Origin of the sequence: Shewanella sp. 10N.286.45.A1, from assembly GCF_041470405.1 — a bacterium.
Classification (GTDB): Bacteria; Pseudomonadota; Gammaproteobacteria; order Enterobacterales; family Shewanellaceae; genus Shewanella.
On sequence record NZ_JBFRMK010000101.1, the window covers coordinates 1 to 4,025 of the forward strand.

Consider the following 4,025-nt stretch of genomic DNA (forward strand, 5'->3'; position numbering starts at 1 on the left):
ATCAAATCTTTATACTGATTGGCATTATTAACTAATCTGATTACAAAATGGCTATTTAAATCCCCTTTCAAGGTTAAACTCAAGTATTATAAGGGGATGAAAGATGAAAATATTAATGAAGTAAAACTGGTTGATCTGCATAGTCATACCACCGCATCAGATGGCCAACTGACCCCTTCAGAATTGATTGAACGTGCTATTAGCAAAGGTGTGCAAGTTTTTGCTATTACTGACCATGACACGACTGATGGTTTAGCTGAAGCGCACCAATACAATAATAACCATGCAACACCGCTGGAACTCATCAACGGGGTTGAAATTTCAACTCGCTGGAATAGCTTCGATATTCATATCGTAGCGCTCAATATCGATATTGATAACCAACCGATGGCTGATTTCTTAACACGTCAACGTGAATTAAGAGCAACCCGAGCATTTGAAATTGGTGAACGTCTTGCAAAAGCAGGTATAGAGGGCGCATACGAAGGCGCCAAATTCTATGCTGGTGATGCTGCGATTAGCCGTGGCCATTATGCGCGTTGGTTGGCAGAAAAGGGTTATGCCACCACCACCGCCAATGTGTTTAAGAAGTATTTGGCACGTGGAAAAACAGGATACGCGCCTAACAATTGGGGCGATATGGCCAGCGCGATTGATATTATCCATCAAGCGGGCGGCGTTGCCGTGCTGGCTCATCCAAGCGGTTATAAGTTATCAGCTAAATGGCTTAAACGTTTAGTACGTGAGTTTAAAGAAGCAGGTGGTGACGCAATTGAAGTAGTCTTAGGTCAACAGACCATTGACGATAGAAATAACTTGATAGCACTGACTGTGCTGAACGATTTAATGTGCTCACTAGGAAGTGATTTCCATTTTCCAGGAAGCTGGATAGAGCTAGGTAAGAACATGTTTCAACCCCAAGGTGTTAACTGGGTTTGGCAGTCAGATAAATGGAAGGAAGCACAATGAGTCAATTTTTTTATGTGCATGAGGAAAACCCTCAAACACGCTTAATTAGCCAAGCGGTGAATGTCATCCAACAGGGTGGCGTTATAGTTTACCCAACAGACTCTGGTTATGCCTTAGGATGTTTACTGGGCGACAAAGATGCAATGAGCAGAATTGCACGGATAAGACAGATAGATAACGACCATAATTTTTCGTTGATGTGTCGCGATCAATCTGAACTAGCAACCTATGCCCGAGTTGATAACCAAGCTTATAGAGTCTTAAAGCACAACACGCCTGGGCCGTACACGTTTATCTTTAAAGCCTCTAAAGAGGTGCCTAAGCGCTTGCAAAACCCGAAAAAGAAAACCATTGGTATTCGTGTACCTGATAACGTGATTGCTTTAGCGCTGTTAGAAGCGCTTGATGCACCACTTATGTCGACCAGTTTGATCTTGCCGGGTGAAGAGTTCACCGAGTCTGATCCTGAGCATATTCGCGATGTTTTGGAACATCAGGTTGATTTGATTATTCACGGCGGTTATTTAGGTGAGAAACCGACCACGGTTATCGATATGTCAGAAGGTGACATTGAGGTGATACGAGAAGGTGCAGGGGATGTGAGCCCTTTTCTTTAGGAATATCGCCTATCGATAATCACTTTAAACAATAGTTGTTTACGGGTATAATCGCGCGTTTGCGAAATAGAGTGGGTAGAAGGATGGAGGGAATTGTACAAGAATTGCCTTTAGCCATGGTGCAAGGCGAGCCTGTAAAGGTGATGCCGAAGGATCTTTTTATTCCCCCTGAAGCGTTAGAAGTATTTCTTGAGTCTTTTGAAGGACCGCTGGATCTGCTGCTTTATCTCATTCGTAAACAAAAGCTTGATGTGGTTGACTTACCTATTTTTGCGATAACGCAACAGTATTTAGAGTACGTCAATCTACTGCAAGGTGCCAAAGTCGAATTGGCGGCTGATTATTTGGTCATGGCAGCGACTCTAGCTGAGATTAAGTCGCGGTTACTGCTGCCAAAACCTGATGTAGAACATGAGGATGAAGAAGATCCTCGAGCGCAGTTAATCCGTCAGCTAAAAGCGTATGAAGTGATTAAAGATGCGCAGGAAAAGTTAGATGTTCTGCCGAGAATGGAGCGGGACATATTTCAAGCAAAAGCGGTTCCAGCAGCCAATATAAAGCCTGAATTGTTACCTCCTGAAGTTTCATTGACCGAAATTGCACGTGCTTTCTCTTCAGTACTTAAACGTATTGAAGCGACTGAAAGTCATCATGTTGTTCGAGAAGTACTTTCGACTCGAGAGCGAATGACACAAATTTTGGCCAAGCTAAACGCACAAACCTATTTGCCTTTTGAAGCTTTATTTGACTTTGAAGAGGGACGTAGTGGGGTGGTGGTGAGTTTCTTAGCGTTAATGGAATTGGTAAAAGAATTGTTGGTGGAACTGGTACAAACTGAACCTTTTTCGACTATACATGTTAGAGCGTACTAAGGATCTATTTCGTTGTCACAGATTAATCCAGAGCAGCTAAAGCAATTAATTGAAGCGAGCCTTTTTGTGTTGGCCAAGCCAATGACGATTAAGGCGCTTAAAGAGACAGTACTTGCTGATTTTACTGTGTCTAGAGCTAAAATTAAGGCTTCGATTGAGGAGTTGCAGCTTGATTATGAAGGACGTGGGGTAGAGCTGATTAAAGTGGCTGGTGGGTATCGTTTTCAGACTATTTCTGAACTGAGCCAGTATTTGCAGCCATTATGGCAAGAAAAAGCGCCTAAATACTCACGCGCAACCATTGAAACATTGGCGGTGATAGCCTATCGACAACCTGTCACTAGAGGTGACATTGAGTTTGTTCGAGGCGTTGCTATCAGTAGTCAAATTATTAAGAGTTTAAACGACAGAAGCTGGATAAAAGTCGTGGGGCATAAAGAGGTACCGGGAAGACCGGCACTTTATGCGACGACCACAGAGTTTTTGTCATACTTCGGGTTGGACAGCATTGCGGATCTTCCGTCACTGTCAGATCCCGAATCATTGGATGCACTTTTTTCGACAGTGAAAAGTGCGCCAGAAAAAATAGAAGAGTCTACTAATGAGTGAAAAATTGCAGAAAGTCTTGGCCCGAGCAGGCCATGGCTCCCGTCGTGAGATGGAGGCATGGATTGCTGCAGGTCGAATTAGTGTTGACGGTGAAATCGCAAGTCTTGGCGATCGCGTTGAATCAGATGTCAAAGTGCGTATCGACGGACGCGCCATTTCGATAAAGTCTGAAGAAGATGTGGTTTGTCGTGTTATTGCTTACCATAAACCAGAAGGTGAGATCTGTAGCCGTAAAGACCCAGAGGGTCGACCTACAGTATTTGACCGCTTACCTAAAACCCGTGACTCACGTTGGGTTGCGGTAGGGCGTTTGGATATCAACACCTCTGGTCTGTTGCTATTTACCTCTGACGGTGAATTAGCCAACCGCCTAATGCACCCTTCAAATGAAGTTGAGCGTGAATACGCGGTACGTACCTTTGGTGAAGTGAATGACGCGTGTATTCAGCGTTTACGCATGGGTGTGACTTTGGAAGATGGCCCAGCTAGCTTTGATAAAGTTAAAGCAGCGGGTGGCGAAGGGATGAACAAGTGGTGGCATGTCAGCTTAGCTGAAGGTCGTAACCGCGAAGTGCGTCGTCTTTGGGAATCTCAAGAGGTGCAAGTTAGCCGCCTTATTCGTATTCGCTATGGCATGATTGAGTTACCGAAATCTTTGCCTCGTGGTGGTTGGATAGAGTTGCCTATTGAACAGGTTAACTACTTGCGTCAAACCGCTGGCATGGACGAAGAAACCCGCAGTATTTTAGGCACTGATAAACACAGTGTTGCCCGTGCAAAAGTACGTGGCGCTAAGATACGCCGTGCAGTACGTAAGCATAAAGCCACAGCAACGCCTAATAAGCCGAGCCGTAGTCGTTCATAAGCACGAGCTATGTTAAGTATTGCTACATCAAAAAAGGCCGCTAAATAGCGGCCTTTCTTATGGCTTTATTGATGAACTTATACCAATTGCATT

At 44.3% G+C, this 4,025-nt stretch carries 5 protein-coding genes; all 5 read left to right on the forward strand.

Annotation, left to right across the window (positions count from 1 at the left end):
* The first annotated feature begins 96 nt into the window (after nt 1–96).
* Nucleotides 97–969 carry an RNase RNM gene (gene rnm / locus AB4238_RS08830; protein WP_372032995.1) on the forward strand — a complete coding sequence of 291 codons (873 nt, stop codon included), beginning with the start codon at nt 97–99 and terminating at the stop codon, nt 967–969.
* Entirely contained in the window at nt 966–1,586 is a 621-nt protein-coding gene (locus tag AB4238_RS08835; RefSeq protein WP_372032997.1) for an L-threonylcarbamoyladenylate synthase, read from the forward strand. Before rnm ends, AB4238_RS08835 begins: the two co-directional genes overlap by 4 nt.
* An 83-nt stretch (nt 1,587–1,669) precedes the next feature.
* The gene (locus AB4238_RS08840; protein ID WP_372033000.1) at nt 1,670–2,458 is read left to right on the forward strand and encodes a ScpA family protein; all 789 of its coding nucleotides are present in this window, start codon (nt 1,670–1,672) and stop codon (nt 2,456–2,458) included.
* A 12-nt stretch (nt 2,459–2,470) separates the two neighbouring features.
* Nucleotides 2,471–3,067, forward strand: a complete 597-nt coding sequence (scpB, locus tag AB4238_RS08845; protein WP_372033002.1) for an SMC-Scp complex subunit ScpB — start codon at nt 2,471–2,473, stop codon at nt 3,065–3,067.
* Nucleotides 3,060–3,932, forward strand: coding sequence for a 23S rRNA pseudouridine(2605) synthase RluB (gene rluB / locus AB4238_RS08850; RefSeq protein WP_020912062.1), 873 nt, complete (start codon nt 3,060–3,062; stop codon nt 3,930–3,932). Before scpB ends, rluB begins: the two co-directional genes overlap by 8 nt.
* Nucleotides 3,933–4,025: the final 93 nt, after the last annotated feature.